The 26,951-nt window shown below is 70.5% G+C and carries 21 protein-coding genes; 13 read left to right on the forward strand and 8 right to left on the reverse strand.

The genetic code is table 11. The features are described from left to right. Positions 1–15: 15 nt before the first annotated feature. Entirely contained in the window at positions 16–1,122 is a 1,107-nt protein-coding gene (locus tag K1T35_RS29565; protein WP_220255075.1) for a glutathione-independent formaldehyde dehydrogenase, read from the reverse strand. A gap of 228 nt (positions 1,123–1,350) precedes the next feature. Here K1T35_RS29565 and K1T35_RS29570 point away from each other — a divergent pair, with 228 nt between their 5' ends. Continuing rightward, a complete protein-coding gene (locus K1T35_RS29570; protein WP_255620876.1) occupies positions 1,351–2,733 on the forward strand; it encodes a DNA-binding protein in 1,383 nt (460 codons plus the stop codon). A gap of 13 nt (positions 2,734–2,746) precedes the next feature. On the opposite strand, the gene K1T35_RS29575 is transcribed toward K1T35_RS29570, so the two are convergent. The 3 genes from K1T35_RS29575 to K1T35_RS29585 are packed head-to-tail and all read right to left on the reverse strand — an operon-like array spanning position 2,747 to position 5,589. After that, positions 2,747–3,223: a peroxiredoxin gene (locus K1T35_RS29575; protein ID WP_220255077.1), complete on the reverse strand. Its 477-nt coding sequence runs from the start codon at positions 3,221–3,223 to the stop codon at positions 2,747–2,749. Positions 3,224–3,232: 9 nt separating this feature from the next. Beyond that, positions 3,233–4,156 carry a universal stress protein gene (locus tag K1T35_RS29580; protein ID WP_220255078.1) on the reverse strand — a complete coding sequence of 308 codons (924 nt, stop codon included), beginning with the start codon at positions 4,154–4,156 and terminating at the stop codon, positions 3,233–3,235. Further along, positions 4,153–5,589, reverse strand: coding sequence for an APC family permease (locus K1T35_RS29585; RefSeq protein WP_220255079.1), 1,437 nt, complete (start codon positions 5,587–5,589; stop codon positions 4,153–4,155). Before K1T35_RS29585 ends, K1T35_RS29580 begins: the two co-directional genes overlap by 4 nt. A 287-nt stretch (positions 5,590–5,876) precedes the next feature. Between K1T35_RS29585 and K1T35_RS29590 the strand changes: the two genes are divergently transcribed. The 5 genes from K1T35_RS29590 (at position 5,877) to K1T35_RS29610 (ending at position 11,223) form a co-directional block, all read left to right on the forward strand. After that, positions 5,877–6,827 (forward strand): LysR family transcriptional regulator, encoded by a 951-nt coding sequence (locus K1T35_RS29590; RefSeq protein WP_220255080.1) that lies wholly within the window; start codon positions 5,877–5,879, stop codon positions 6,825–6,827. An 83-nt stretch (positions 6,828–6,910) separates the two neighbouring features. After that, positions 6,911–8,200 (forward strand): FAD-dependent oxidoreductase, encoded by a 1,290-nt coding sequence (locus K1T35_RS29595; protein WP_220255081.1) that lies wholly within the window; start codon positions 6,911–6,913, stop codon positions 8,198–8,200. A gap of 16 nt (positions 8,201–8,216) precedes the next feature. Next, positions 8,217–9,518, forward strand: coding sequence for an MFS transporter (locus K1T35_RS29600; protein WP_220255082.1), 1,302 nt, complete (start codon positions 8,217–8,219; stop codon positions 9,516–9,518). Further along, positions 9,515–10,789, forward strand: coding sequence for an aconitase X catalytic domain-containing protein (locus tag K1T35_RS29605; RefSeq protein ID WP_220255083.1), 1,275 nt, complete (start codon positions 9,515–9,517; stop codon positions 10,787–10,789). Before K1T35_RS29600 ends, K1T35_RS29605 begins: the two co-directional genes overlap by 4 nt. Beyond that, positions 10,786–11,223, forward strand: a complete 438-nt coding sequence (locus K1T35_RS29610) for an aconitase X swivel domain-containing protein (protein WP_220255084.1) — start codon at positions 10,786–10,788, stop codon at positions 11,221–11,223. Before K1T35_RS29605 ends, K1T35_RS29610 begins: the two co-directional genes overlap by 4 nt. Before the next feature lie 56 nt (positions 11,224–11,279). On the opposite strand, the gene K1T35_RS29615 is transcribed toward K1T35_RS29610, so the two are convergent. After that, entirely contained in the window at positions 11,280–16,088 is a 4,809-nt protein-coding gene (locus tag K1T35_RS29615; RefSeq protein WP_220255085.1) for an NAD-glutamate dehydrogenase, read from the reverse strand. A 127-nt stretch (positions 16,089–16,215) separates the two neighbouring features. Here K1T35_RS29615 and K1T35_RS29620 point away from each other — a divergent pair, with 127 nt between their 5' ends. After that, positions 16,216–16,398, forward strand: a complete 183-nt coding sequence (locus K1T35_RS29620) for a hypothetical protein (protein ID WP_220255086.1) — start codon at positions 16,216–16,218, stop codon at positions 16,396–16,398. A 118-nt stretch (positions 16,399–16,516) separates the two neighbouring features. Here K1T35_RS29620 and K1T35_RS29625 read toward each other — a convergent pair whose 3' ends face one another. Further along, complete coding sequence (locus K1T35_RS29625; RefSeq protein ID WP_220255087.1) at positions 16,517–17,392, reverse strand: alpha/beta fold hydrolase; 876 nt, start codon at positions 17,390–17,392, stop codon at positions 16,517–16,519. Between the two features lie 186 nt (positions 17,393–17,578). Between K1T35_RS29625 and K1T35_RS29630 the strand changes: the two genes are divergently transcribed. Beyond that, positions 17,579–18,019, forward strand: a complete 441-nt coding sequence (locus K1T35_RS29630; protein ID WP_220255088.1) for a VOC family protein — start codon at positions 17,579–17,581, stop codon at positions 18,017–18,019. A gap of 77 nt (positions 18,020–18,096) precedes the next feature. Here K1T35_RS29630 and rph read toward each other — a convergent pair whose 3' ends face one another. Next, on the reverse strand, positions 18,097–20,694 hold the full coding sequence (gene rph, locus K1T35_RS29635) for a rifamycin-inactivating phosphotransferase (RefSeq protein WP_220255089.1): 2,598 nt from the start codon (positions 20,692–20,694) through the stop codon (positions 18,097–18,099). Positions 20,695–20,824: 130 nt separating this feature from the next. After that, complete coding sequence (locus tag K1T35_RS29640) at positions 20,825–21,706, reverse strand: LysR family transcriptional regulator (protein WP_220255090.1); 882 nt, start codon at positions 21,704–21,706, stop codon at positions 20,825–20,827. A gap of 71 nt (positions 21,707–21,777) precedes the next feature. Between K1T35_RS29640 and K1T35_RS29645 the strand changes: the two genes are divergently transcribed. Genes K1T35_RS29645 through K1T35_RS29665 form a run of 5 tightly spaced genes read left to right on the forward strand, consistent with a single transcriptional unit; the run spans position 21,778 to position 26,950 of the window. After that, positions 21,778–22,731, forward strand: coding sequence for a hydroxyacid dehydrogenase (locus K1T35_RS29645; RefSeq protein WP_220255091.1), 954 nt, complete (start codon positions 21,778–21,780; stop codon positions 22,729–22,731). Continuing rightward, positions 22,731–23,858, forward strand: a complete 1,128-nt coding sequence (locus tag K1T35_RS29650) for a mandelate racemase/muconate lactonizing enzyme family protein (protein WP_220255092.1) — start codon at positions 22,731–22,733, stop codon at positions 23,856–23,858. Before K1T35_RS29645 ends, K1T35_RS29650 begins: the two co-directional genes overlap by 1 nt. 17 nt (positions 23,859–23,875) lie before the next feature. After that, positions 23,876–25,168 (forward strand): sugar ABC transporter substrate-binding protein, encoded by a 1,293-nt coding sequence (locus tag K1T35_RS29655; protein WP_220255093.1) that lies wholly within the window; start codon positions 23,876–23,878, stop codon positions 25,166–25,168. A gap of 32 nt (positions 25,169–25,200) precedes the next feature. Further along, positions 25,201–26,136, forward strand: a complete 936-nt coding sequence (locus K1T35_RS29660) for a carbohydrate ABC transporter permease (RefSeq protein WP_220255094.1) — start codon at positions 25,201–25,203, stop codon at positions 26,134–26,136. Next, positions 26,126–26,950: a carbohydrate ABC transporter permease gene (locus K1T35_RS29665; protein WP_220255095.1), complete on the forward strand. Its 825-nt coding sequence runs from the start codon at positions 26,126–26,128 to the stop codon at positions 26,948–26,950. The genes K1T35_RS29660 and K1T35_RS29665 overlap by 11 nt, the downstream gene beginning before the upstream one ends. Position 26,951: the final 1 nt, after the last annotated feature.

The following is a 26,951-nucleotide window of genomic DNA, read 5'->3' on the forward strand; positions in this document are numbered from 1 at the left end:
TGTCGGAATAGCTCCTCAAGCGGCCTCTGGTTTGAGAATGACCTTGGTGAATCCCTCGGCCTGCCGCTCGACGCTCTCGTAGGCGGTCGGCGCCTCCGCGAGCGGCAGCTCGTGGGACACGACGAATCCGGGGCTGGCCCGGCCCTGCATGATCAGGTCACGGAGCTGCCGGTTGTAGCGCTTGACGTTCGCCTGCCCCGTGCCCAGCCGCAGGCCCCTCTCGAACACCGCGTCGAGGGCGGGCGACAGCCGGCCGGGGTCCGACGGCACGCAGTGCCCTGGCACACCGAGCGAGCCTGCGGGGCGCACGATCTGCGCGAGCCTGCCGAGTGCAGGGTCGGGCGCCGCGGCACCGGCGGGCTGGTGGCCCACCGCGTCGATTCCCCGGTCGGTGCCCTCCCCACCGGTCAGGTCCTTGATCTGCCGGACCGGGTCGCCTTGCGCGAGGTCGATCGGGATCGCGCCGATCTCCCTTGCCATGGCGAGCCATGCGGGCACGCGGTCGGCCACGAAGACCTGGGCGGCACCGCGGAGCAGGGCGGCGTAGGCGGCCATCAGGCCGAGCGGTCCGGCGCCGAACACCGCAACCGTCTCGCCCGGGGAGACGCCCGCGAGCTCGCATCCGTGGTAACCGGTGGAAAAGATGTCCGCGAGGAGCGCGTAGTCCGACTCGTGATCGATTCCGGCGGGCAACGGCAAGCAGTTGAAGTCCGCATAAGGCACTCTGAGGTACTCGGCCTGACCTCCCGGATAGGGTGGGATCGCGGAATTTCCGCACACGCCGAGCGGGATGCCCTGCGGGTTCAGCGTCAGGCAGAAGCCGGTGAGGCCGGTGACGCAGTTCTTGCAGAAGCCGCAGGCGATGTTGAACGGCATCACCACGCGATCACCGTGCTCCAGACCGGTGACGCCACTGCCGACGTCCTCGACGATCCCGAGGTTCTCGTGGCCGAACACGGTCCCCGGCTCCGCCGCGGTCCGGCCCTCGTACACGTGCAGATCCGAGCCGGAGATACCGGTGGAAGTGATCCTTACGATCACATCGTTGGGGTGCTCGATCCGCGGGTCGGGGACCTCCTCGACGGCGACGTCGAAAGGCTTCCGGTACACCACCGCCCGCATGAACCCGGTACCTCCACTCGTGGCCGTCCTGTCGCGCGTTCAGCCCCTAGGAGCGCCATCACCCGATCGTTAGCCTGGGTCGCGCCTCGACGTGGCGGCAGGGCAATCGGGCGGCGTTCATTCGGGTGGTGATCTCCGATCCTGGGGCGCTCGTGCCGTCACCCATAGGGAGATGGGATGAACGGTGCGAAAGGCCCAACGAGCGGGGCGCCACCCGCAACGAACGGCGTGGCGCTAGCAGACGACGACCTCCGCACCACGAGCGACGCATGGGAGCGCTTCGCCGCCGGGGCGGAGTCCGTGGACGGGGTGCGGCCCGAGATCCTCATGTCCTGGTACCGGTGCCGCGAGGAGTACGAGGTCGACCCGCACCTGGACCGTGCACCTGCCGCCGCGGAGGTGGGTGCCCACTCGATCGACCACGACGTGGTGTACGCCGAGCTCGGCGGGATGGCGGCCTCGGCGGCCCTGGAGGTGGAGGGGCTCGACGGCGTGGTCACCGTGGCGGACGGCGCCGGCCGGATACTGGCGACGTGGGGCAGCAGGCGCATCCTCCACCAGGCCGCCGACAGCAACCTCGCCCCGTGGTCGACGTGGTCGGAATGGGCGAGCGGCACCAACGGCATGGGCACCGCGCTCGAGAGCCACCGCCCGGTGCTGGTGCGCGGGCCCGAGCACTGGTGTCAGGGCTTCCAGGGCTGGGTGTGCGCAGGCGTCGCGGTCCGGGACGTCGTCACCCACGAACCGCTCGCCGTGCTCGACGTCTCCTGCTGGCAGTCGTCGCTGTCGGCCGCCGTACTGCCGTGGCTGGCGAAGGTCGCCGCATCCACCGAGGCGAAACTGCGGAAGCGGGCCCACCACAGCGGCACGGTCCTCGCGGCCGCCCTCGCCGACCTCCGCGTCGCACCCGAGACGCCGCTCGCGGCCGTGGACATGGCCGGGAACGTCGTGCTCGCCAACAGCGAGGCCGCGGTGCTGCTCGGTACCCCCGCCGACCAGCCCGCCTACGCGCCCGCGCACCGTTTCACGCCCCAGCTCTCGGCACTGCCGATACTGGTGCGGCGGGCCGTGGAGCGGGCGAGGAAGGACCCGGACTGGACGGGGTCGACGCAGGTATACGTGCCCTTCCTGGACCTCACCGTCCCGATCGTCGTCCGCCCGGTCTTCACCGGAACCCACCTGATCGGCATGCTGCTCGCGTTCGGGTCCGCCGGTTCCGGTGGCTGCGACCAGCCGGCCGGATACCTCGTTCCCGCCGCCACCACCGGCCCGCTGCCGAGCCGCGTCGTCGCGCTCAGGGACGATCGCTGGGTCCTGCTCGACCCGCGCGAGATCCGCTTCGCCGAGGCCGACCACAACTCCGTCTGGCTGACCACCGACCACGGGCGGCTGGTGGCCGCAACGCGGGGCCTCGACCGGCTCGAACAGCAGCTCGAGGACAAGGGCTTCCTGCGCGTCCACCGCCGGTTCCTGGTGAACCTCGGGCGGGTGCGGGAGGTCGAGCAGGGGTTCAAGGGCGCCCTGTTCCTCGCCACCGACGCGCGCACGCGCGAGACGGTGCCGGTCTCGCGCCGGCATGCGTCGCAGCTGCGTCAGGCGTTCGGGCTCTGAGCGCCCGGTCCGCTCAGAGCTTGAGCAGGATGTTCGAGCAGGTGGAGAGGTCGATGCCCTTCTCGTCGACGTCCAGGCTGGTCAGGACGCCGTCCTCGACGATCGCCGCGTAGCGCTTCGAACGCCGCCCGAGCCCGAAGCCGCTGCCGTCCAGCTCGAGGCCCATGGCCGCGGTGAACTCGCCGTTGCCGTCGGAGAGCAGCAGGATGTCGTCGGCGCCGTGGGCCTTGCCCCATGCGTCCATCACGAACGGGTCGTTGACCGCGACGCACGCGATCGTCGTGATGCCCTTGGCCTTCAGCTCGTCCGCCCGCTCCACGAAACCGGGCAGGTGGACGTTCGAGCAGCCCGGTGTGAACGCGCCGGGCACGGCGAACAGCACGACCTTCCCCGTGCCGAGCGCCTCGCCGGTCTTCACGACGGTGGGGCCGTCCGGGGTCATCGTGCGCAGCTCGGCGTCGGGGAGCCGGTCGCCAACGGAGATCGTCATGCGTTCAACCTACGCCGGACGCTCCGCCCGCTCGGCGAGCGAGTGAGCGGCACCACGCGGCACCACGACCACGGGCACCGGCGAATGGCGCACGATCCGCGACGAGCGGGAGCCGATGAAGACGTGCTCGAGCGGCCCCACGGTGCTGGAGCCGACGGCGAGGATGTCCCCGTCGTCCCAGCCGATGTCCTCGATCGCCCCCGCCCAGTCGGTGCCGTGGCCCACCGCCGCCGCGAGCGCCGACGGCTGCCGCGGCAGCCGCTCGACCTGCTCCAGGACGGCGCGCTGGGCCCGCTCGACGTCCTCGGCCCACTCGCGCGCCACTGCGTCCTCGGCGCGCGAGCCGATGCCGGCGGTCAGCGGCGTGCGCGGGCGCACGGCGAACGACGCGACGCGCAGCGCGGCCTTGGCCCGGGCGGCCACCCCGGCGACGGCGACGACCAGCTCGTCCGCGCCGTCGGTGGCGCCGAAGGCGGCGGTCACCCTGCGCACCGTGGCATCGGCCCTGCAGCGGAACCCGCGGGGACCGAGCACCACCGGGAGCGGCGAGCTGTGCAGCAGCCGGTCCGCGACGCTCCCGAACGCGACGCGGCCGAGCACCCCCGCCGTGGACGAGCCGAGCACGAGCAGGCGAGCGCCGTGCTCCCGCGCGACCTCGAGGAGGCCCGCCGACGTCGACCGCGCCCTCGCGACGAGGAACGAGGCGGGGCGATCACCGGGCACCATGCCCTGTGCCTGCTCGATCGCCTCCTGCGCGGCGCGGTCGAGGTACTCCTGGTACTCGGCGTCGATCCGCGCCATCCCGGGCGGCCACGGCGGCGGCACCACCGTGCACACGAGGAGGTCCTCGTCGAGCGAGCGGGCGATCATCATGCCGAGGTGCACGGCGGCGGTCGCGCGCTCGTCGCGCGGCAGCCCGACGAGGACCGTCATGACAGATCCCTGTCGCCGGTGTGCAGCCGCGAATGCCGGATCCCGTAGGTGAAGTACCAGACGAGCACGATCGCCACCCAGATCCCGAAGACCGCGATCGTGATCGGTCTCAGGTTGGTGATGATCCAGAGGCAGCCCAGTACCGACAGGACCGGCGTGACGGGATAGCCGGGCACCCGGAACCCGCGGGGCAGATCGGGTGCCGTGCGCCGCAGGATGATCACGCCGACGGACACCACGAGGAAGGCCACCAGGGTGCCGATGCTCGTCATCTCGGCGAGGAAGTTGATCGGAAGGAAGCCCGCGAGCAACCCGACGGCGAGCGCGACGACGATCGTGTTGTTCACCGGCGTCCTGGTCCGGGTGTTCACCTGCTGGAAGAAGCGCGGCAGCATCCCGTCCCTTCCGATCGCGAAGAGGATGCGGGTCTGGCCGTAGAGCACCACGAGGGTGACGCTGAAGATCGAGATGATCGCCCCTGCCGCGAGCACGGTGCCCGGCCAGCTGGCGCCGACCACGTTCTCGAGGATGGCGGCGAGCCCGGCCTCCTGTCCCTCGAACTCCCCCTGCGGCTGCGCGGCGACGGCGACCAGCGCCACCGCCACGTAGACCGACGTCACGATGACCAGCGCCATGATGATGGCCAGCGGCATCGTCCGGCGGGGATTCTTCACCTCCTCGCCAGCCGTCGACGCGGCGTCGAGGCCGACGAAGGCGAAGAAGATGATGCCGGCGGCCCCCGTGATGCCCGCGACCCCGTACGGCGCGAAGTCGGCGAGGTTGTCGGAGTTCCAGCCGGTCACACCGAGGACGACGAACATCACGAGCACGGCGAGCTTGATGACGACCATGATCGCGTTGACGGTCGCCGACTCGCTTGCGCCCCGGATGAGCAGCAGCGCACACAGCGCCACCAGCACCACCGCCGGCAGGTTGACGAGCCCGCCGCCCTCGGGCGACTGGGACAGCGCGTCCGGGATCTGGACGCCGAACAGGTTGCCGAGCAGCTGGTTGAGGTACTGCGACCAGCCGACCGCGACCGCCGCGCCCGACACGCCGTACTCGAGCAGTAGGCACGCCGCCACCCCCATGGCGACGACCTCCCCGAGCGTGACGTACGCGTAGGAGTACGAGGACCCCGACACCGGTACGGCACTGGCCAGCTCCGCGTAGCACAGCGCGGTGAGGCCCGCGACGACCGCGGCGATCACGAAGGACCACACCACGGCCGGCCCGGCAACCGGCACGGCCTCGCTCAGGATGAAGAAGATGCCGGTCCCGATCGTCGCGCCGACCCCGATCATCGTGAGCGGGAACAGCCCGATGGTCCGAGCGAGCTGACCACCGCCGTGGCCGTCGACACCGGTCTCCGCCGCCATCACGTCCAGCGGCTTGCGGCGGAAGGCCTGCTGCATCAACGAAGCCATGGCCATCTCCTCGGTCGGGGTTCACCACGATCCAGGGTGGCCGGGTGGGATGCGAGCCCCCGAACGGAGGCTGCCCACTGTGGTCGAGATGGCATCGAGTGCTGCTCAGGGGCGGCGCGAACCGCGCTCACCGCCATCTCGATGGCAGGTTTCCCGAACGGGCCCGTCGCTCACCCCCGCACCACTCGCCGCCACGGTTGGTGGGAGCCTCATCACATGTCCCTGGTCAACCACCACCCCGCTCACGGCGAGCGGCAGATCGCGGGCGCCGTCTTCGAGCGGCTGGAACGCATTTGACGGCTCGCGCGCGGCAGCCGGCCGTCCACCTCGCCAACCTCGACCTGAACCTCCTGGTCGCGCTGCGCGAGCTGCTGCGCGAACGGAACGTCACGCGCGCGGCGGCGCGGATCGGCATCTCGCAGCCCGCGGCGAGCGCGGCGCTGTCGCGGCTGCGCCGGCACTTCGACGACGAGCTACTGGTCCGCGCGCGCTCCGGTTACACGCTCTCGCCGCTCGCGATGCAGCTCGCCGAGCAGGTCGAGACGGTGTGCGCCGCGGCCGAGCGGCTCTTCGCGACGGGCAGCGCGTTCGACCCGAGCACCTCACGCCGGGAGTTCACGCTCCTCATGGCCGACTACACGATCGCGGTGCTCGGCCGGCACCTGTCGACCGCGATCGGCGCGCAGGCACCCGGCGTCGACCTGCACGTGCGGCTCGTGCGGGAGGCGTTCGCCCTCGACTTCGCCGAGACGATCACCCTGATCGACGGCATGGTCTCGCCGCCGGTCGACCGCTTCGAGCTGCCGTCCGTGCACTCGGTCGAGCTGTTCACCGACCGCTGGGTCTGCATCGCCGACGCCGCCAACCCGGACGTCGCCGACGGCATCACGATCGACCGGCTCGCCGAGCTGCCGTGGGTGGCGCCGTTCCAGCCCGACCGCGGCAACCCGACGGCCGCCCCGATGAGCCGGCAGCTGGCGCTCTTCGGCATCCGCCCCGACATCCGCGTGCGCGTCGAGAGCTACCAGGCGGTGCCCCACCTCGTGGCCGGCACCGACCGGGTCGCGCTGCTCCAGGAACGGCTCGCCGCGCAGGTGGCCGGCCCGCTCGGGCTGCGCGTTCTGCCCTGCCCCGGCGACCCCGAGCCGATCGTCGAGCGCTTCTGGTGGCACGCCGACCGCGACGGCGACCCCGCGCACCGGTGGCTGCGCGAGACCGTGATCGTCGCGGCGACTCGCCTCTGAGCTGCGTTTATCTGTTCAATTGATGGCGCATAGACGGATTGACTATTTCCTCGCGCTCACCGCGGCTTCCTACGTTGTGACGCATGCCGCACCCGCTCACCGACCTCCCGGTCCGCACCGTCACGCGTCCACAGGGGAGCGCGACGCACGAGGTCACCGCCGATGTGTGCGTCGTCGGTGCCGGGATCGCGGGCCTCTCCGCGGCTGTCGAGTCGGCGCGACTGGGCCGCTCCGTCGTGCTGGTCGACGCGCTCCCGGTGCTCGGCGGCCAGATGGTCAACTCGCTGATCGGCCTGTTCTGCGGCGTCTTCGGCAACGCCCCCGAGCACCGCCGGCTCACCCACGGCCTCTTCGACGGCCTGTTCGCCGACCTCGAGGCCACCGGTGACCTGTTCTACAACCGCGGCCACACCACCACCGTCGGCTACGACGAGGTGCGGCTCGGCAGGTGGGTCGAGCAGACCGTGGCCGCCAACGGCATCCAGGCGATCACGGGTGCCGTGATCGTCGGCGTGACGCGCTCGGCCGACCGGATCGACGCCGTCCGCTTCGCCACCCGCTACGGCACCGTCGAGGTCACCGCCACCGGCTTCGTCGACGCGAGCGGTGACGCGGCGCTCGCCTGGGAGGCCGGCCTGCCGTGCCGGATCCCCGAGCGCGAGATCTACGGCAGCCAGCAGCTCGTCGTCGAGCACCTCGACGAGAGCCGGCGCCCCGACCCCGGCGAGCTGGCCGCGCGGATCGGCGCGAAGGCCGAGGAGTTCGGCCTGCGCCGCCACGACGGGCTCGCGTTCTTCTTCCCCGGCCGCGGCACCGCCGTGCTCAACATGACCCACATCGAAGCCCCGCTGCACCCGATCGCGGCGGCCGACGCGCAGATCCGCGGCAAGGAGCAGGCCGACCGCGCCATCGCGCTGCTGCGCGCCGAGTTCCCCGAGGTCTTCGGCAGGGCGCGGGTGCGCAGCTACGGCTTCCCCGGGCGCCGCCAGACCCGGTGGGTCGCCGCCGTCCACCAGCTCACCGTCGACGAGGTCCGCGCGGGCACCCGCTTCCCCGACGCCGTCGCCCGCACGGCGTGGCCGATCGAGCTGCACGACACCCCGCAGGGATACGTGTGGGAGACGTTCGGCCCCGACCACGTGCACTACGTGCCTCTGCGCGCGATGACACCACCGGACGTGCACAACCTGCTCGTCGCGGGCCGCTGCATCGACGGCGACGCTGCGGCGCTCTCCAGCGTGCGGGTCATGGGCCCGTGCGGAGCCGAGGGCTTCGCCGCCGCTCACGTGCTCGACCTCGCAGGCAAGGACAGCGTGCACGACGTCGACAACGGCGACCTGGCCGAGCGCGTCGCCCCGAACGTCGAGGGCTGAGACCCCAGGAGAGGCAATGACGCTATCCGAATCCACCACGCGGGTCACCGCCGCCGACGAACGCCGCTCCGCCCGCGGCGGCGCGTTCTCGATGTTCGTCGACAGCTTCGACGTGTACCTGCCCGCGCTCGTACTGCCCGCGGCGATGGCCTACTTCATGCCGCCGGACCTGCCCACGCCGATCCGCGCCACGTTCACGACGGTGCTGTTCACCGTCGGGCTGCTCGGCCGCCCGATCGGCAGCGTGATCTTCGGGAACCTGTCGGACCGCATCGGCCGCAAGCGGGTCACGATGCTGTCGGGCTGGGGCTTCACGATCGTCACGCTCCTCATGGGCCTGCTGCCGGGCTACGCGGCGTGGGGCTACGGCGGGATCGCCGTGTTCGCGGTGCTGCGGCTGATCGGCGGGATCTTCCTGGCGGGCGGGTACGCGGCCCCGATCCCGCTCGCGCTCGAGCAGGCCCGGCCGCACCGCCGCGGCCGGGTCGGCGCATTGATCGGCATCGGGGCGCCCGGTTCGTTCCTCCTGATGAACGTGCTGCTGTTCGGAGTCCTCGAAACGGTGCCGCACGACGGGTTCCTGTCCTGGGGCTGGCGGGTCCCGTTCTTCGTGGGCTTCCTGCTCGGGCTGGTGTACCTCTGGCACTACAGCAAGGTTGTCGAGGACGAGGAGTCGATCAAGCAGCGGCGCGCCGCCTCCACGCGCCAGCCCGTCGTCGAGCTGTTCACCACGCACCGCAAGCTGATCACGTCGGTGTTCCTGTTCACCTGCGGCTACTGGTTCGCGACCCAGATGTCGGTGTCGTTCCTGACGACATTGCTGGTGCAGGTGCTGGGCCGCAGCGCGACGCTCGGCAGCGTGCTGGAGATCGTCTCGTCGATCGTCACGATCGGGATGATCGTGGTGCTGGCCGAGATCTCCCAGCGGATCGGGCGGCGGGCCCTGCTGATGCGCTGGGCACTCGTGATGACCGTCGTCGTCGCTGCGGCCTTCGTGCTGCTGGTCGTGGCGGCTCGCAACGGCGCGCCGGAGTGGGTGATCGGGGTGCTGTACGTGGTGGCGAAGGTCGTGCCGTCGGCGCCGCTCGGCGTGATCCTGGTGTACCTGAACGAGCGCTTCCCGTCGTCGGTGCGCGCGTCGGGCTACGGCATCGGCTACATGTTCGGGCTGATCCTGCCGGGCCTCTACACCGTCTGGCTGCTCGCCCTCTCGGCGCTGATGCCCTACGAGTTCACGCCGGTGGTGCTGATCCTCTTCGGCGGGCTGCTCATGTTCACAGCCGTGCGGCGCGGCCCCGAGACCCACCCGGTCCGATGATCCTCACCGACGACGACAAGGCCATGCGCGACGGGGCCGAGGGCCCGGCCGTCGCCGCCGCGATGGACCTGCTCATCCGCTACGGCGAGGCCCTCGACGCCGAGCGGCTCTGCGACGTGCGCAACGTCGCAGGCACCACCACCCAGCCCTCGCCTGCCAAGGCGAAGCTGGTGGCCGAGGGCGGCTGGGAGAAGGCCTTTTCGGTGATCAATCTCGACGCCGACGAGGCGTTGCCGATTCCGGACATGAAGGTGCCCACCTGCCAGCTGCAGCAGGGCTTCGGGCCCGACTCGGTCGGCATCGCGCCCTACCCCGAGCGGTTCGTGGAGCTGCAGTCCGACGCGGAGGCCTTCTACGGAAGGCGCGGGGTGCACATCCTCGCCACCTGCACGCCCTACCAGGTGGGGAACCTGCCGACGCGTGGCGAGCACTGCGCGTGGATGGAGTCGTCGGCCGTCGTCTACGCCAACTCCGTGCTCGGGGCGCGCACCAACTGCGAGGGCACCGCGTCGACCGGTGCGGCGAGCCTCACCGGGCGCATCCCGTGCTGGGGCAACCACCACGACGCCCACCGGCGCGGCACGCACCTCGTGCGCGCCGACGTGCCCGTGTCCGGGTTCCGCGACTGGGGCATGTTCGGCTACTTCGTCGGCGAGCTGGTGCAGGAGGCGCGGCCGGTCGTGGTCGGCGAGCTGGCCCGGCCGGACCTCACCGAGCTCAAGCACTTCGGCGCGGCCGCGGCCTCGTCCGGCGGGGTGGAGCTGTACCACGTCCCCGGCGTCACACCGGAGGCTCCGGACGTCGAGGCGGCGTTCGGCGGAGCCGTCCCAGAAGCGGTGGGATACGGCGCCGCTGAGCGTCGGCGCGTCTACGAGACGCTCAACGACCAGGGCGACTGCACCGACGTCGACTTCGTGCTGCTGGGCTGCCCGCACGCCTCGCTCGACCAGATCCGCGCGGCCGCCCGCGCGCTGGAGGGCCGTCGCCTGCACTCCGGCACCCAGCTGTGGATCATGGCGCCGCGGGCGCTCAAGGACACCGCCGACCGCAGCGGCTACACCGCCGTCATCGAGGCCGCGGGCGGCAAGGTGCTCGCCGACTCCTGCCCGGCGATGTCGCGCTCGGCTCCGCCCGGCACGAAGGTGTTCGCCACCGACTCGGCCAAGCAGGCCCACTACCTACCCGCGATCCTCGGCATCGAGGCCTGGTTCGGCACCACCGAGGAGTGCGTCGACGCCGCAGTCACCGGGCGCTGGAGGGGCGAGCTGTGACCGTTCTACGTGGGCGCACCGTGGTGCCCGGCGTCGTCGAGGGCGAGGCGCTGGTCTCGCACGAGACGATCTCCGGCTGGGGCGGGATCGACCCCGCCACCGGCACGATCATCGAGCGCCGCCACGAGCTGTGCGGCGTGTGCTTCACCGGCAAGATCCTGGTGTTCCCCGGCGCGAAGGGCTCGTCGGGCTGGTCGGGCTTCTTCCAGACCACCCGCCTGCAAGGCACCGCCCCCATCGGGATGATCTTCACAATCACGACGACGAAGGCGGCACTGGGCGCGGTGGTGACCAGGGTGCCGGCCCTGACGGACCTGGACCGGGATCCGACGGAGGCGATCAGGACGGGCGACCGGCTCCGCCTCGACGCGACGGCCGGCACGGTCGAGATCCTCCCGTCGCGACTTCACACACCGGGTGCGGCCTTCACATAGGGCGGGCCTTGTGTGAAGTTCGGACTGGGTATGTGAAGTTGCGCCGGCCGCGACCGTCAGCTGCCGTCGGCCCGCACCAACGTCCGGATCTCCCGCAGCGCGACCGAGACCGTCGCCAGGTCCGACCTGCCGCACGTGGCGATCTCGTCGAGCAGGCGCAGGCACCGCATCGCCGCCGTGTCGGTCGTCGCCATCCACTCCCGCACGTGGTCGCGACCGTCGCCGCCCGGCCAGCTGCCCCGCATGATCTCGGCCGTGATCGCCGAATGGACGACGTGCAGGTCGTCCCGCAGCGCCGCTCTGGCGAGCGCGGGCCAGCGTTCGTCGCGCGGGAGGTCGAGGATGCGATCCCGCAGCCAGTCGAGGCGCAGGTACTCGCCGAGCGCGAAGTGGACCGCCGCCACCTCCCCCACCGGATGCCCGGTCGACCGGGCGACGGACGTGATGTCGAGGGCCGAGATGAGGTCGCGTGACATCCGCACCGACCTCGCCAGGTTCTCGGGCACGCCCGCGTCGGCGTGGCCGCGGACCGTCCGGTCCAGCGCGTGGCGCCGGTCCTCGCTGATCAGCCCGGGGATCAGCGGCCTGAGCTCCCGGACCCCCTGCTCGAGGAACTCGATGGCGTCGCCGACGTCGAGCGGCTGCGGGCGGTTGCGCAGCAGCCACCGGGTGGCCCGCTCCACCAGCCGGCGCAGCTCGAGGAACAAGGAGATCTGCGTGCGGGTCGGGATGACGCCGTCGAGCGCTTCGAGCTGTTCCCACAGCGCGCTCATCCCGAAGATCTCCCAGGCCGCCGCGTGCGCGCGCACCACTTCGGGCGCCGAGAGGCCCGTCTCCTCCGTCAGACGCGACACGAACGTCATGCCCCCGCGGTCGACGACGCCGTTCGCGAGGCGCGTCGCGATGATCTCCCGCCGCAGCGGGTGCTCCTGGATCTGCCGCGGGTAGCGCTCACGCAGCACGTCGGGGAAGTACCGCTCGAGCTCCCGGCCGAGGAACGGGTCCTCCGGCAGGTCGGAGTCGAGCAGCTCGTCGTACAGCTGGATCTTGCTGTGGGCGAGGAGGACCGCGAACTCCGGCAGCTGGAGGCCACCGTTGATCTCGGCCCGGCCCATGAGCTCGTCGGTGCCGGGCAGCTGTTCGTGTGCCCGGTCGAGCCGGCCCGAGCGTTCCAGCGCGTCCAGATAGCGGGCGTGGACGTCCCGCATCGCGGGCGCCTGGGCGGAGTCGAGGTGAACCGCCCTGGTCAGCGCATCGCTGTCGTCGAGCACGTGGGCCACGACGTCGTCGGTCATTGCCGCGAGCAGATCATCACGCTGCTTGTCCGTGAGGTCGCCGTCGCGCACCACCCGGTCGAGCAGGATCTTGATGTTGACCTCGCGGTCGGAGCAGTTCACGCCGCCCGATGAGTCGACGACGTCGGCGTTGATCTGGCCGCCGTGCAGGGCGTACTCGGTGCGGCCGCGCTTCGTGAACCCCATGCTCCCGCACTCGCCGACCACCCGGCACCGCAGCCGGGTGGCGTCGGCCCGGACGGCGTCGTTCCTCTTGTCGCCGACCTCGGTGTTCGATTCGGCAGACGCCTTGACGAACGTGCCGACACCCCCGTTCCACAACAGGTCGACCGGGGCTTCGAGGATGGCGCGGACCAGCTCGTCGGGCGAAAGGGACTCGGCGTCGACGTCGAGGGCCCCGCGCATCTCGTCGGACAGCACTACCTCCCTCTCCGTCCTGGAGAACACGCCTCCCCCGGCAGAGATGAGCCTGCGGTCGTAGTCCGCCCATGACGAGTGGGCGATCCGGAACAGCCGCGCGCGTTCGTCGTAGCCGCGCTCCGGGTCCGGGTCGGGATCGACGAAGATGTGGCGGTGGTCGAAGGCGGCCACCAGCCTGATGTGCCGCGACAGCAACATGCCGTTGCCGAACACGTCACCGGACATGTCCCCGATCCCGGCGACGGTGAAGTCCTCGCTCTGCACGTCGATGCCGAGCGACCGGAGATGCCGCCGCACCGAGACCCACGCGCCGCGAGCCGTCACGCCCATCGCCTTGCGGTCGTAGCCGGTGGATCCGCCCGAGGCGAACGCGTCCCCGAGCCAGAAGCCGTACTCGTGGGAGATCGTGTTGGCGAGGTCGGAGAACTCCGCGGTGCCCTTGTCGGCGGCGACGACCAGATACGGGTCGTCGCCGTCGTGACGGACGACGCGGGCCGGCGGCACGACCCGGCAGTCGACCACGTTGTCGGTGACGTCGAGCAGCCCCCGGACGAACGTGCGGTAGCAGTCCGCGATGTCGGCCTGTGCCTTGACGGTCTGCGACTTCACGACGAACGCACCCTTCGCCCCGACGGGCACGGCGACCGCGTTCTGGACGGTCTGGGCCTGGACGAGACCGAGGATCTCCGTGCGGAAGTCTTCGGGCCGGTCCGACCAGCGCAGCCCACCCCTGGCGATGGGACCGCCGCGCAGGTACACGCCCTCGACCCGCGGCGAGTACACGAACGTCTCGCACGCGGGCCTCGGCGACGGCAGGTCGGAGACGGCGTGCGGGTCGAGCTTGAAGGCGAGCGATGCGGCCCCGGCGGCGAAGAAGTTCGTCCGCAACGTCGCGGTGACCAGGTTCAGGAGGCTGCGCAGCACGCGGTCCTCGTTCAGCCGCTCCACCTGGTCGATGCGCCGCTCGATCTCGATGACCGCCTGCTTGGCGGCGAGGCCGCGGTCCTCCCGTACATCGAGGTCGGGATCGAACCGGAGGGCGAAGAGCTCGACGAGCAGCGCCGCGATCCCGGGGTTGTCCACGAGCGTCGTGGCCATGGCGTCACGGCTGAACGTCGTGCCGACCTGCCGCAGGTACCTCGCGTACGCACGGAGGACGGTCGCGTCCCGGCCGCGCAGGCCGGCGCGGAGCACGAGCCGGTTGAACCGGTCGTTCTCGATCTCGCCGCGCCACACCGCGGCGAGCGTCTCCTGGAAGCGTTCCCTTGCGGGGACGTCGAGCTCGCCGAGATCCTCGTGGCGCAACCCGAGGTCGTAGATCCACACCGGCCGCGCGCCCGCAGGCCGGATCTCGTACGGGCGTTCGTCGACGACCCGCGTCCCCATGTTCTCGAGGAGCGGCACGACGTCGGAGAGCATCAGCGGCTCGCCGTAGCGGTAGAGCTTCATGCGGGGCAGTGGGTCGATGCTGTCGAGCAGGAAGTAGAGATGCATGGCGAGGCCGTCCGGCGGGTCCCCTGCCAGCAGGGTCTCGAGCCTGCGGATGTCGCCGACCGCCGTCCGCGGCGTGTGGTCGTCCTGGTAGCCGGACGGCATCGCCTCCGCGTACCGGCTGAACAGCAGCACCCCCTGCTCCTCGCCGAACTCCTCGACGAGCGCGTCGGCGAGATCGTCGGTCCACGTGCGCAGCGCCGAGGTGAGCCGAGCCTCGATCAGCGAGGTGTCCAGGTCGGGCACCGTGCCGGGCTCGACGTAGATCACGAAGTGCAGACGTGCCACCGCGGAGTCGGTCACGACCGTCGACTCCTCGGCGTGCACGCCGTGGAACGTGCTCATGAGGACGTCGCGGATGCACACCCGCGCAGCCTCGTTGAGCCGGCCAAGTGGCAGGTCGACGAAGCAGGAGAAGAACCTGCCGAAACCGTCGCGGCGCACGCGCAACCGGAGCCGCTGCCGGTGCTGCAGCTCCAGGAGCGCCATGGCGTCGCCGTACAGCTCGTCCACGCTCGACTGCAGGATCTCGTCCCTCGGGTAGCCGTCGAGGACATCGACGAGGACCTGCGCCTCGTAGGTGTGGTGGGGATCCGCGGCGCGATCGAGCACCGCCCTGATCTTCCGCCGCACGATCGGGATCTCGCGAAGGGCGGCCTTCGCCACGCTCCTGGGGTAGAGCCCGAGGAAACGGCGCTCGCCGACCGCCCGCCCGTTCTCGTCGATCCGCTTGACGCCGACGTAGTCGAGATGGCTCCCACGCTGGACGGTGGCGCGCGAGTTGGCCTTCGTGATGTTGAGCAGGACCGGTTCCGGGATCTTCCGCTGCACGTCGGGCGGCAGCGTGGAGAGCGGATGGGACACGACTTTCCCGGGAACGTTGCGCAGGATGCCGAGCCCCGATCCGGCGACGGCCCGCAACACCTTCTCGCCGGACCCGTCGACCAGCTCGTACTCGCGGTAGCCGAGGAACGTGAAGTGGTCGTCGGCGAGCCACCGCAGGAACTCCGCTGCTTCCGCCCGCTCCCGAGGGTCGACGATGGGCGCCTCGGACCGGAGGCTCTGCGCGATCGACACCGCTCGATCCCGCATCGCGGCCTGGTCCTCGTTCGCCGCTCGAACGTCGCCGAGCACGCGGACCAGGTCCCGCCGGAGCTGCTCGAGCACGGCCGGGTCGGCCTGGCGGTCGATCTCGATGTGGTGGAACGACTCCCGGACCCCCTCGCCGTCGCTGATGGCGAGCAGTTCCCCGTCGGCGCCACGCACGACCTCGAAGACCGGGTGGAGCGCGATGTGCACCCCGAACCCGTGCCGGTCGAGCTCGGTCTCGAGCGACTCCGGGATGTACGGCATGTCGTCGGTGACGATCTGCACGACGGTGTGCGGGCTCGCGAACCCGTCCTCGTCGAAGGTCGGCGAGCAGACCGCCATGTTCAGCGCGCCGGGCCGACGGCGGCGCGCCAGCCGCAGGTGGGCGAGCGCGGTGCCGAACAGGTCGGGCACGGCGCGGGCGGCGAGGTCCTCGCCCGCGACCCGCTCGTAGTACCGATCGAGCAGCGCGAGGTACAACCGCGCGCCGTCCCCACCCATGCGCTTCGACGCGTACTGCCGCACGCGTTCGAGAACCTCGGACCGATCGTCGTGCGGGATGGCACGCATGCCTCGCTCCTCCGACTCGCCTCACCGAGAAGACTCCACCTTCCCGGCCGTCTTGGGGAGTCGCTCTCCCTTGTGCATTCGGGCCGCTCGGCTCATCCTCGGCCTGGCACGCACGAGGGAGCGGCCGATGGCAGGAACCCCACCGGACCCGTACGGCGACTACGAGTACGACCTGGTCCACGAACCAGGCATCGAGTTCGAGGTGCCGCACGAGCAGCACCACGACAGCAGCCCACCGCCGAAGCCCGATCCAGGCGGTGACTACGGCTACGACGAGGCCCACGACTGCAGATCGGTAGGGGACGGCTAGCCCTAGCTACCATGATCAGTGGAATCGTGACATGAACCGCGCGGCAGCGGCCCATGTCACGATCCCACCGATCATGCCCGGACGGGTGCGATGTCGCGGGCGCTCACCGCGGACCGGGTCAGGTGTTGTCCAGCACGAACGCCCGCATCAGCTCGGCGCACTCCGCGGCATGGGTCTCGAGCAGGAGGTGTGCGCCGTCGTAGATGTGCGCGTCCATGCGCTCGAGGGCCCGGTGGTAGGCGAGGACCTCGTTCACGTCGAAGTACGGGTCGTGCCGACCCCACAGCACGAGCGCCGGGGGCTGGTGGGCCTGGTGGTACTCGGCGAGCTCGTCGAAGCGGGCGACATGGTTGGCGTAGTCGGTGAACAGCGCGAACTGCGCGTCGAGGTTGCCGGGTCGGGTCATGCGCTCCCAGTCGAGGTGCCACGCCTCGGGAGGGGGCAGCTCGCGCAGGTACTCGGGGAGACCGAGGAGGTACTGGTCGCGTGTGCCAGCGAAGTTCAACCAGTCCGGTAGCGCGGCGCGCGTGTCGTCGCTCGGGTCGGCCCAGTACGCCTTGGCGTCGTCCCACTGCTCGCCAAGGCCGTCCTCGTGGGCGTTGCCGCTCTGGACGATCAGGCCCCGGATGCGACCCGGAGCCCGGGTGGCCAGGTGGTAGCCGACCGGCGCACCGAAGTCGTGCAGGTAGACGAAGAAGCGCTCGACCCCGAGCCTGCGGAGCAGGTTCTCGATCGTCCATGACAGGTTCTCGAAGGTGTAGGCGTACTCATCGACGGTCGGCGACGAGGACAGGCCGAAGCCGGGGAGATCGGGCACGACCACATGCGCGACGTCGGCCAGCGGCGGCATGACCTCGCGGAACCCGTGCGACGAGTTGGGGAACCCGTGCAGCAGCAGCACCGTTGGCCGGTCAGGGCGCCCGGCCTCGCGGTAGAACACCTCGAGGCCATCGACGTCGGTCTGTCGATGGCAGACCTTGTGGATCTTCCGCATCGCCATCCTCCCCACGTGTCTGTAACCCTTTATTACCCAGATACCGGTTAGTCAGTCGTGTCGGGCGACGAGGATCGCGCCCGCCGCGCCGACGTCGGGTTGACAGGGATGTCGAGAACGGTCAGGCGGCTCCGTCTCAGGGGCAGATGCGGCCACCGTGGCCCTACGACAGCAAGGAGACCCAGCATGGCGATCCAGCGGATGGACAACGTCCTCATCGTTGTCGAGGATCTCGACGCCACCATTTCGTTCTTCGTCGAGCTCGGCATGGAGCTGGAGGGCAGGGGGTCGGTCGAGGGCCCTTGGGTGGAGCGCATCATCGGGATCGACGACGTCCGAGAGGAGGTCGCAATGCTGCGGACCCCGGACGGCCACGGCCGAATCGAGCTGGCGATGTTCCACACGCCGGAGGCGATCCGCAGCGAGCCGAAGGATGCACCGGCGAACACGCTGGGCATCCGTCGCGTCATGTTCGCCGTCGACGACATCGAGGACGTCGTTGCCCGCCTGCGCACCCACGGCGCCGAACTCGTCGGTGAGCTGGCGGAGTTCGAGAACAGCTATCGGCTCTGCTACGTCCGCGGCCCCGAGGGCATCATCGTCGGGCTGGCCGAACAGGTCGGATGAAGGCCGCCGAACGAGCCGTGGATCGAGCGCGGCACGAGCCCGCAGCCCGTCCCCGCCCGGACACCAGGTCCTCGGAGTTAGTGTCCCGGCAGGATCTCGACGTACCCGTCCGTCCCATGCACGCGGATCCGCTGCCCGTCCCGGATCAGTCGGGTGGCTTTCTCCACCCCTACGACGGCCGGTAACCCGTACTCCCGTGCGATCACTGCCCCGTGTGTCATCAATCCTCCGACCTCCGTCACCAGGCCTGCGATGGCGACGAAGAGGGGCGTCCAGCTCGGGTCCGTGTGGGCCGTGACGAGGATGTCACCCGGTTCGAGATCAGCATGGGCCATGTCCAGGATGACGCGGGCGCGTCCTTCGATGGTCCCGGCGGAGACCGGTAGGCCGATCAGGGCGCCGGTCGGCACGTCGTCGCGTCGGTACGCGCCGGCGATGCCCTCGCCATCCGAAGTCAGCACCCGGGGTGGCGTGAGCGCGTGGTACGACCGGAACGCGTCCTTGCGCTGCTGGATCAGCTCGTCATCCACCCGGTTCGTGCGCGCGACGTCGTGGAGCTCCTGGAACGTGAGGTAGAAGACGTCCTCCTCCTCGGAGAGCACGTTGGCCTGCACGAGGCGTTCGGCCTCTTCCAGTAGGGCCTGCTTGTAGACGAAGTAGCGGCTGACGATGGCGTACTTCGGGTACTCCCGGTAGCCGATGAAGGTCCGGACCCGCCCGATCATCCGCTTGGTCTCGTAGGCCTTGTGCTCACCGTCCGGCAGTGCCCGGAGATGGTCGAGCACCTCCTGCGCCTTCTTCTGGGCCTTCCGCCGTCCTTGCTCGAAGCGCCGCTCGGCGGCGCCCGGCTCGAAGTTCCTGACGTTGTCGAGGATCACGGGCACGAGCGTGGTGGGGCGTTCGCGCCAGCGCGGCCTCGTGATGTCGATCTCGCCGACGCAGCGCATGCCGTACCGGTCGAGGTAGGCCTCGATGGCGTGGCGCGCTTCGGTCCCGCCCGCGAACTTCGGAAGCTCGTCCAGGAAGCCATCGTCCTCGACGCCCTGCAGGAACGCCACCACCTCGGGATGCGGGCGGATCACGTCGGCGACGTCGAGCAGCGCCAGTCCCATCTCCGACGTGACGTTGCCGGGGGCCGACAGCGTGAGGGTGTCGGCCGCATTCTTCTCGCCCAGCCATTCCTGCAGCTGGTCGTTGAGCCACCAGGTGGCCTCCATCCCCGCCATGATCACCTGCATGCTCGATGGATCACCGAGGACTCGCTTGTGCTCCTGGAACGCCTCCAGCAGGAAGTCGAACAGCGCCGGTCCGGTCTTCGTCCGGATGTCGCGCCGCAGGGCGGCGATGGAGGCCTGGCTGCGCGCGATCAGCTCGGTGACGATGGCCGGATCGGTCTCGATCGGGGCGGACGCGCCCGTGGCCGGCGGCCCGCCCGGACCAGCCTCCGGGAGCGTCGGGACGAAGTCGTCGCGGTCGAGGACGGTCTCCAGCGCGTCCCTCATCAGCGGATCGCCCCTCCCCACCACCTCCAGGAGGCCGGCGCGGCTCGCGGGCGATGCCAGGCGCCGGGTGACGTCGACGAACAGCCTCCCGCCGGCCTCGTGCATCGGCACCATGGCCGTCAGCTGCCACACGGAGAGCCCCAGTGGCTTCATGGGGTCGGTCATCATCTGCTGATGACCAACGGAGACGTAGACGTGGTTCTCCCGGTCATGGGCCACGGGGATGGGGAACAGCGTGGTGATCGGCCGGCTCTGCACGATCTGGAAATCATCGTCGGCCAGGCACCATTCGATGTCCTGCGGGCGGCCGAAATGCGCTTCGATCCGCCGCCCGAGCTGTACGAGCCGCACGACCTGCGCATCCGTCAGCGCCGGCTGCTCCTGCCGCTGCGGGTCGATCGCCACTTCCTGCGTCCCGCCGGCCGGCAGCGCGTGAACGGCACGCTTCTTGGCGGCGATCGCCTCGGCGACGACCTCGCCGTCGCGCACCCTGACGACGTCCGGGTTCACCAGGCCGGAAACCAGGGCCTCGCCGAGGCCGAAGCCGGCGTCCACGGTGGCGACCTTCCGGTTGCCCGTGACGGGGTCGGCCGTGAACAGGATGCCGGCCGCATCCGGGAAGACCATCTGCTGCACGACCACGGCCATGCGGACCGTGCGGTGGTCGATGCCGTTCCGCATGCGGTAGGTCACGGCCCGCTCGGTGAACAGCGACGCCCAGCACCGGCTGACGTGCTGGAGGATCGCCGCCGGTCCCACGACGTTCAGGTACGTGTCCTGCTGGCCGGCGAAGGAGGCCGTCGGAAGGTCCTCTGCCGTCGCGCTGGATCGGACGGCGTAGGCGGCTTGCTCGCCGAGCCGGGCGAGCGCGCGGGTGATCGCGGCCGCCAGATCGCCCGGCACGGCAATCCCTTCGACGGTCCGGCGGATCTCGGTGCTGAGCGTGCGGATCGCCTCCCGGTCATCCGGGTTCAGGCTCGACAGCCGATCGAGCCGATCGTCCATCGACGGTGCTTCGGCCAAGACCCGTTGGAAAGCGTCCGTCGTCACGCAGAAGCCATCCGGCACCCGGATGCCTTCGATCCGCGAGAGCTCCCCCAGGTGCGCGCCCTTGCCGCCAACGGCCGCGACCTGCGTCTGGTCGATCTCCTGGAGACCCACCACGTATCCCATCCCCGCCGCCCCTCTTCCGTTGGTCCCGGCTCGCAGCGGCCGATTATGGAGCACGAATCAGAACCTCATGAGAGCCGCGAATCGCGTATAAAGTGAAAGTGGGCAGGAGCCGTCTACCGCCCGCGCGAGCTCATTGGAGACGAGACATCATCGACTCGACCAGCCGATGGAGCGCCGGATTCGGGTTGTCCGGACTCCAACACGCATGCAACGTCACCGAATGCGCATCGGCGGCAGCGAGTTCCCGGTACCGAACCCCGTGCACCCCCATCGCTGTGATCGACCGCGGCACGAGCGCGCATCCCGTCCCGGCCCGCACGAGTGCGAGCATGGTCGGCACCTGCGACACGAGCTGGCTCACCCGGTACCGGTTCATCCCGATCATGGCGGCGCAGATGTCGTGGAGGTACCGCGAGCCCTCTGGGCTGTAGCCGATGTACTCGTCGGTGACGTCGGCGAGGGCGACCGGCCCGTCCGCCGTGGCGAGTGGATGCCCGTCGGGCACCGCGAGCACGAGGTCCTCCGAGTGCACGAGCACGGACGCGAACTGCTCCGGGATCGGTGGCCGGACGAGGCCGAGGTCGAGCTCCATCCCGGCGAGCAGGTCGAACTGGCCGGGGCTCGCCAGCTCGGTCAGCGCGACGCTCACGCCGGGGAGCCCCTCGTGCACGCGCGCCAGGAAGTCGCCGAGCACCGCGTAGGCGCCGATCGCGGTGAACGCGAGCCGTAGCGCGCCGGTCTCCCCCTCAGCGGCGCGCCGGGTGGCCTCGGGCGCCGCGTCGATCAGGGCGAGCGCGCGGCGGCAATGCGCGAGGAAGACCTCGCCGGCCGCGTTGAGCCGCACCCCGCGGCCAACCCGGTCGAAGAGCGCCACGCCCAGCGCCGTTTCCAGGGCCTGGACCTGGCGGGACAGCGGCGGTTGGGTCAGGTTGAGCCGTGCCGCGGCCCGCCCGAAGTGCTGCTCCTCCGCGACGACGACGAACCCGCGGAGCTGGTGCAGCGACACATCCATGCCACGCACGGTATCGGTCCATGCGGAATCGGGCTTGGACGTGCATCACGGGATGCGCTTACCGTCGCCGCGTGCCCCGACTCGCCGTCGCCATGACACCCGCACGCTTCGCCGACGTCTGCGATGCCGCCACCCGTGAGCTCCTCGAGGAGCGTTTCGAGGTGACGTGGGCCGGAGAGCGGCTGGAGCTCGTCGCCGGCGCCGACGTCGTGCTCACCAGCTGGGGCACCCCCCACCTGGACGCCGCGCTGTGCCCGCCGGTCGTCGCCCATGCCGCGGGCTCGGTGAAGCGGCTCGTCGACCCGGAGGTGTTCGACCGGGGCGTCGCGGTCTTCTCCGCGGCCGGCCGGATCGCATGGTCGGTGGGCGAGTACTGCCTCGCCGCGATCCTGACGCTCGCCCGGCAGCTCCCCCGCTTCGACACGGCGATGCGCGCGGGCGAGTGGAAGCCGGGGTACCTGCGCGGCCACGAGATCCGCGGCCGCGCGGTCGGGCTGCTCGGGGCGAGCTCCACGGCCAGGGCGCTGATCACGCTGCTGAAGCCGTTCGGCTGCGACATCGTCGTCTACGACCCCTTCCTCGACGCCGACCGGGCCGCGGCGCTCGGCGTGCGGACCGCCTCGCTGGAAGAGGCGCTCGCCTGCCCGATCGTCTCGGTGCACGTGCCGAACGTGCCCGAGACGCGCGGCATGGTGAGCCGCAAGCTGATCGAGGCCCTCACCGACGGGGCCGTCCTCGTGAACTCCTCCCGGGGTCCGGCCGTCGACCAGGAGGCACTGCTCGAGCACGTGCTCGACGGCCGGATCTCCGCCGCCCTCGACGTCTACGACGTGGAACCGCCTGCGCTCACCCCCGAGCACCTCGCCGCGCCGAACCTGCTGCTGTCCCCGCACGTCGCGGGCGACACCACCGAGGGCCACCTCGCGCTCACCGGATACGTCATGGCCGACGTGCTCGCCTACCTCGACCGGGGCGAGTGTGGACCGAGCTTCGTCGACCCGGCCTCCTGGGCCATCGCCGCCTGATGACACGCATCCGATCCGTCGAGGTCTTCCCCGTCGCCGTCCCGTTCGCCAAGGACTTCGTGCTCGGCAGCGGCGCGGTCGGCACCCAGGAACGCGCCGGGCAGGTGATCTTCGTGAAGATCGTCACCGAGGACGGCGTCGTCGGCTGGGGCGAGCAGCGCGCGCTGCCCAGCTGGAGCTACGAGACCGCCGAGACCATCGCGGTGGTGATCAAGCGGTACCTGCAGCCGCTGCTTCTGGAGCTCACCCCGTTCGACGTCGAGCTGTTCCACCGCAGGGCCAACCGGGTGCTCAGCCCCTCGGTGTCCAACGGCTTCCCCTTCGCAAGGGCCGCGGTCGATCTCGCCATGCACGACGCCGCGGGCCGGGCGGCAGGCCTGCCGGTGCACGCGCTGCTCGGCGGCCGGGTCCGCGAGGAGATCCCGCTCTGCTCGGCCATCGGCGTGGACGGTCCGGCCGCGGTCCGCGAGCGGGTGCAGCAGTCCGCGGACTACGGCGCGTACAAGGTCAAGATCGCGGGCGACCCGGACGCCGACGCCGCGGCGGTGCTCGCCGTCGCGGAGGTGGCGGCGGGCAAGCCGCTCTGGCTGGACGCCAACCAGTCCTACCGGCCCAGCGCGCTGAGAGGCCTGCTCGGGGCGATCGGCGACGTGCCCGGCCTGCACTGCGTCGAGCAACCGGTGCCCAGCACGGACGTGCTCGGGTTGCGCCGCCTGCGCACGATGATCGACCTCCCGGTCGCCGTCGACGAGGGCAGCTTCACCGCGGCCGACCTCGCGCGCGTCGTGCAGCTGGAGGCCGCCGACCTGGCCGTGATCAAGATCGCCAAAGCAGGTGGGATCCGCAACGCGCTCAAGACCGCGCAGGTGGCGATCGCCAGTGGCCTGGAGCTGCTCGCCAGCGGCCTGACCGACTGCGGGATCGGGTTCGCCGCCGCGCTGCACCTGTTCAGCCAGCTCGACCTCGCGCTCCCCGCCGAGCTCAACGGCCCCGAACTGCTGGCCGACCTCTACGTCGACGGCCTGCGGATCACCAAGGCCGTCGCCACCGTGCCCGACGCGCCCGGCCTCGGCGTCGAGGTCGACGAGGAGCGCATCCGCGCGGAAGCACTGGACCTGTTCACCTGACCGATCGGGAGCCGACGATGCCTCACCGACTCACGCGCCGTGACCTCCTGAAAGTTGCTGCGCTCACCGGACTGCTCGCCGGCTGCGGGTCCCGCCCGGACGGCGCCGCGACTTGGTCGATGTGGTCGAGCAGCCCCGAGGAGGCCGAGGTCTGGGCCAACTTCAGCCAGTACGTCGAGCAGCGGCTCGGCGTCCGGTCGGTCCCGAACCTCACCCCCTCGAACGGCTACCCGACCAAGCTCGACCTGCAGCTCGTGAGCGGCACGGCGAGCCTCGTCACCGCGATCAACGGGCAGCTGCTGCCCACCTACGCGGCACGGGGCGCGCTCCGCCCGCTCGACGACCTCATCGCCGCCGACCCCGACTTCGACGCCGACGACTTCTACCCGCCCATTCGCGCCATCTCCTCCTTCGCCGGCCGGCCCTACATGGTCGGGTTCGACGTGGCGCCGAACGTCCTCTACGTCAACAAGACGCTGCTCGCGGAACGCGGCATCGACGCGCCGTCGCTCACCGAGCCGATGACCTGGGCCCGGTTCCGGGAGCTCGCCATCGAGCTCAGCGCGCCGCCCGACCGGTACGGGTTCACCTCTGCACCGGACATCGACAACCTCATCTCCTGGATCTACTGCGCGGGCGGCAACGTGATGAACGCCGACGCCACCGCGGGCGCACTGGACGAGCCGGAGGCGATGGAGGCATTCGACTTCCTGGTCGGCCTGTTCGTCCGCGACAAGGTCACGCCGCCGATCACCAGCCTCGTCCCGACGAACGCGCGCGCCAACTTCATGGAGGGCAACGTCGCGTTCATGCAGAACGGCCCGTGGCAGGTGGTGAACGTGCGCAAGGCCGAGTTCGAGTGGGACATCGTGCCGTTCCCCGCCGGGCCTGCCGGCAGCATGCCGCGAGTGTCCGGGTCCGGCTTCGCCATCCCGGCCGCCGTCGGGGGCGCTGATCTCGAGCTGGCATGGACCCTGCTCAAGACGCTCACCAGCACCGGCGCGCTCAACATCTACGCCGGGGCAGGCCGCAACAACCCGGCCCGATACTCGGCGGGCTCCGCGTTCCAGCCGCCGCCCGCGAACGTCGGCATCGTCCAGCGGATCCTCGCCGGCGAGATCGCCGGCGGGCACCCGTTCGAGGTCACCACCAACTGGAACCAGATCAAACAGATGCTCGACCAGGACCTGCCCCGCGGCTTCCTCGGGCAGCTCACCCCGGCCGAGGTGGTCGCAGGCCTGACCCCGCGGCTGGACGTCCTCATGACCCAGCACCAGGACAACGTGCGCCTCGCCGAGCTGCGCAAATGAACAGCGGCTGGCGCCGCTTGAAGGAGGGCAACGTGGCCGTCCAGACCGTCCCGAGAACCACGACCCCGCCCGGCCCACCCCCGCCACGACGGCGGAGGCGCGACGGCCAGGCCCGCGCGGCGTGGCTGTTCCTGCTGCCGAGCTTCATCGGGTTCGCGGTGTTCACGGCGGGCCCGGTCCTCGCCGCCGGGGTGATCTCGCTGCTGGACTGGAACCTGTTCAGCCCGCCGACGTTCGCCGGGCTGGACAACTTCTGGCGCCTCGGCGACGACCCGACGTTCTGGTCGGCGCTCGTCAACACCGGCTACTTCACGCTCGCCAGCGTGCCGCTGACCATCGCGGTGAGCCTGGCGCTCGCCCTCCTGCTCAACCGGGGGCTGCGGCGGATCGCGGTGTTCCGCTCGCTCCTGCTGCTGCCCTACGCCACCATCACCGTGGCCGTGGCGTTCGTGTGGATCTGGCTCTACATCCCCACCGGCGGGCTCGTGAACGCCGTGCTCGGACTGGTCGGCATCGACGGGCCCGCGTGGCTCATCTCCGACACGTGGGCGATGCCCGCGCTGATCCTGATGAGCGTCTGGAAGGGCTTCGGCTTCGGCATGGTGGTGTTCCTCGCCGGCCTGCAGGCCATCCCGCAGCAGCTCTACGAGGCCGCGCGGGTGGACGGCGCGAGCCCGTGGCAGAGCTTCCGCTCCGTCACGATCCCGATGCTCTCGCCGTCGTTCTTCTTCGTGATCGTCACGTCGATCATCGGGTCGTTCCAGGTGTTCGACCAGGCGCTGATCATGACGAACGGCGGTCCGGGCACCGGCACCACCACGCTCGTCATGTACATCTACCGGACCGGCTTCGAGAACTACGAACAGGGATACGCCGCCGCGCAGTCGCTGGTGCTCTTCGCGTTCATCGCCGTGATCACCGGGATCCAGTTCCTCCTCCAGCGAAGGCTGGTCCACTATGACAACTGAGCTCACTCGCAGATTGGTCGTCTTCACCTGCTTCCTCGTCACCGCCGTCACGCTGATCCCGGTCGTGATGATGGTGATCGTCGCCTTCCAGTCCGACGCCGAGTCGATGGCCGCCACCCCGTCGTTCTGGCCGACCAGCTGGCACCCGGAGAACCTGGAACGCGCCTTCGACCTCGTGCCGCTCGGGCAGTACCTGCTCAACACCGTGATCTTCGCGGGCGGCACAACCCTGCTGGAAACGGCCACGGCGGCGCTCGCGGCGTACGCGTTCGCGCGGCTGGAGTTCCGCGGGCGGGGCGTGCTGTTCGGGATCTACCTCGCCACGCTCATGATCCCGACGCAGGTGACGCTGATCCCGCAGTTCGTGCTGGTGGCGAAGCTGCAGGGGATCGACACGTGGGCCGGGATGATCATTCCGCACGCGTTCACCGCGCTCGGTGTGTTCCTGCTGCGCCAGTTCTTCCTCGGCATCCCCCGCGACTACGAGGAGGCGGCCCGCATCGACGGCGCGAACCGCTGGCAGGCGTTCACGCGGATCATCCTGCCGCTGGCCGTGCCCGCGATCGCGACGCTCGCGGTGTTCAAGTTCATCGGCCAGTGGAACAACCTGCTCTGGCCGCTCGTCATCTCCAACACCGATGCCACCCGCACCATCCCGGTCGGGCTGCAGGCCTTCCAGGACACCCACGGCACCCAGTGGAACCTGCTGCTGATGGCCGCGACGGTCACGACGGTGCCCCTTATCGTGATCTTCTTCCTGACGCAGCGCTGGTTCGTCAGGGGCATCACCATGAGCGGGTTCGGAGGTCGCTGAG

The sequence above is a fragment of the Pseudonocardia sp. DSM 110487 genome (assembly GCF_019468565.1).
GTDB lineage: Bacteria > Actinomycetota > Actinomycetes > Mycobacteriales > Pseudonocardiaceae > Pseudonocardia.

What these genes read in the sequence shown, in the direction of transcription:
- K1T35_RS29585 (WP_220255079.1), bottom strand. Translation starts at nt 5,589, where the DNA reads ATGGCCATGGCTTCGTTGATGCAGCAGGCCTTCCGCCGCAAGCCGCTG.
- K1T35_RS29615 (WP_220255085.1), bottom strand. Translation starts at nt 16,088, where the DNA reads ATGCGTGCCATCCCGCACGACGATCGGTCCGAGGTTCTCGAACGCGTG.
- K1T35_RS29665 (WP_220255095.1), top strand. Translation starts at nt 26,126, where the DNA reads ATGACAACTGAGCTCACTCGCAGATTGGTCGTCTTCACCTGCTTCCTC.
- K1T35_RS29605 (WP_220255083.1), top strand. Translation starts at nt 9,515, where the DNA reads ATGATCCTCACCGACGACGACAAGGCCATGCGCGACGGGGCCGAGGGC.
- K1T35_RS29620 (WP_220255086.1), top strand. Translation starts at nt 16,216, where the DNA reads ATGGCAGGAACCCCACCGGACCCGTACGGCGACTACGAGTACGACCTG.
- K1T35_RS29630 (WP_220255088.1), top strand. Translation starts at nt 17,579, where the DNA reads ATGGCGATCCAGCGGATGGACAACGTCCTCATCGTTGTCGAGGATCTC.
- K1T35_RS29595 (WP_220255081.1), top strand. Translation starts at nt 6,911, where the DNA reads ATGCCGCACCCGCTCACCGACCTCCCGGTCCGCACCGTCACGCGTCCA.
- K1T35_RS29580 (WP_220255078.1), bottom strand. Translation starts at nt 4,156, where the DNA reads ATGACGGTCCTCGTCGGGCTGCCGCGCGACGAGCGCGCGACCGCCGCC.
- K1T35_RS29575 (WP_220255077.1), bottom strand. Translation starts at nt 3,223, where the DNA reads ATGACGATCTCCGTTGGCGACCGGCTCCCCGACGCCGAGCTGCGCACG.
- K1T35_RS29655 (WP_220255093.1), top strand. Translation starts at nt 23,876, where the DNA reads ATGCCTCACCGACTCACGCGCCGTGACCTCCTGAAAGTTGCTGCGCTC.
- K1T35_RS29650 (WP_220255092.1), top strand. Translation starts at nt 22,731, where the DNA reads ATGACACGCATCCGATCCGTCGAGGTCTTCCCCGTCGCCGTCCCGTTC.
- K1T35_RS29600 (WP_220255082.1), top strand. Translation starts at nt 8,217, where the DNA reads ATGACGCTATCCGAATCCACCACGCGGGTCACCGCCGCCGACGAACGC.
- K1T35_RS29625 (WP_220255087.1), bottom strand. Translation starts at nt 17,392, where the DNA reads ATGCGGAAGATCCACAAGGTCTGCCATCGACAGACCGACGTCGATGGC.
- rph (WP_220255089.1), bottom strand. Translation starts at nt 20,694, where the DNA reads ATGGGATACGTGGTGGGTCTCCAGGAGATCGACCAGACGCAGGTCGCG.
- K1T35_RS29640 (WP_220255090.1), bottom strand. Translation starts at nt 21,706, where the DNA reads ATGGATGTGTCGCTGCACCAGCTCCGCGGGTTCGTCGTCGTCGCGGAG.
- K1T35_RS29565 (WP_220255075.1), bottom strand. Translation starts at nt 1,122, where the DNA reads ATGCGGGCGGTGGTGTACCGGAAGCCTTTCGACGTCGCCGTCGAGGAG.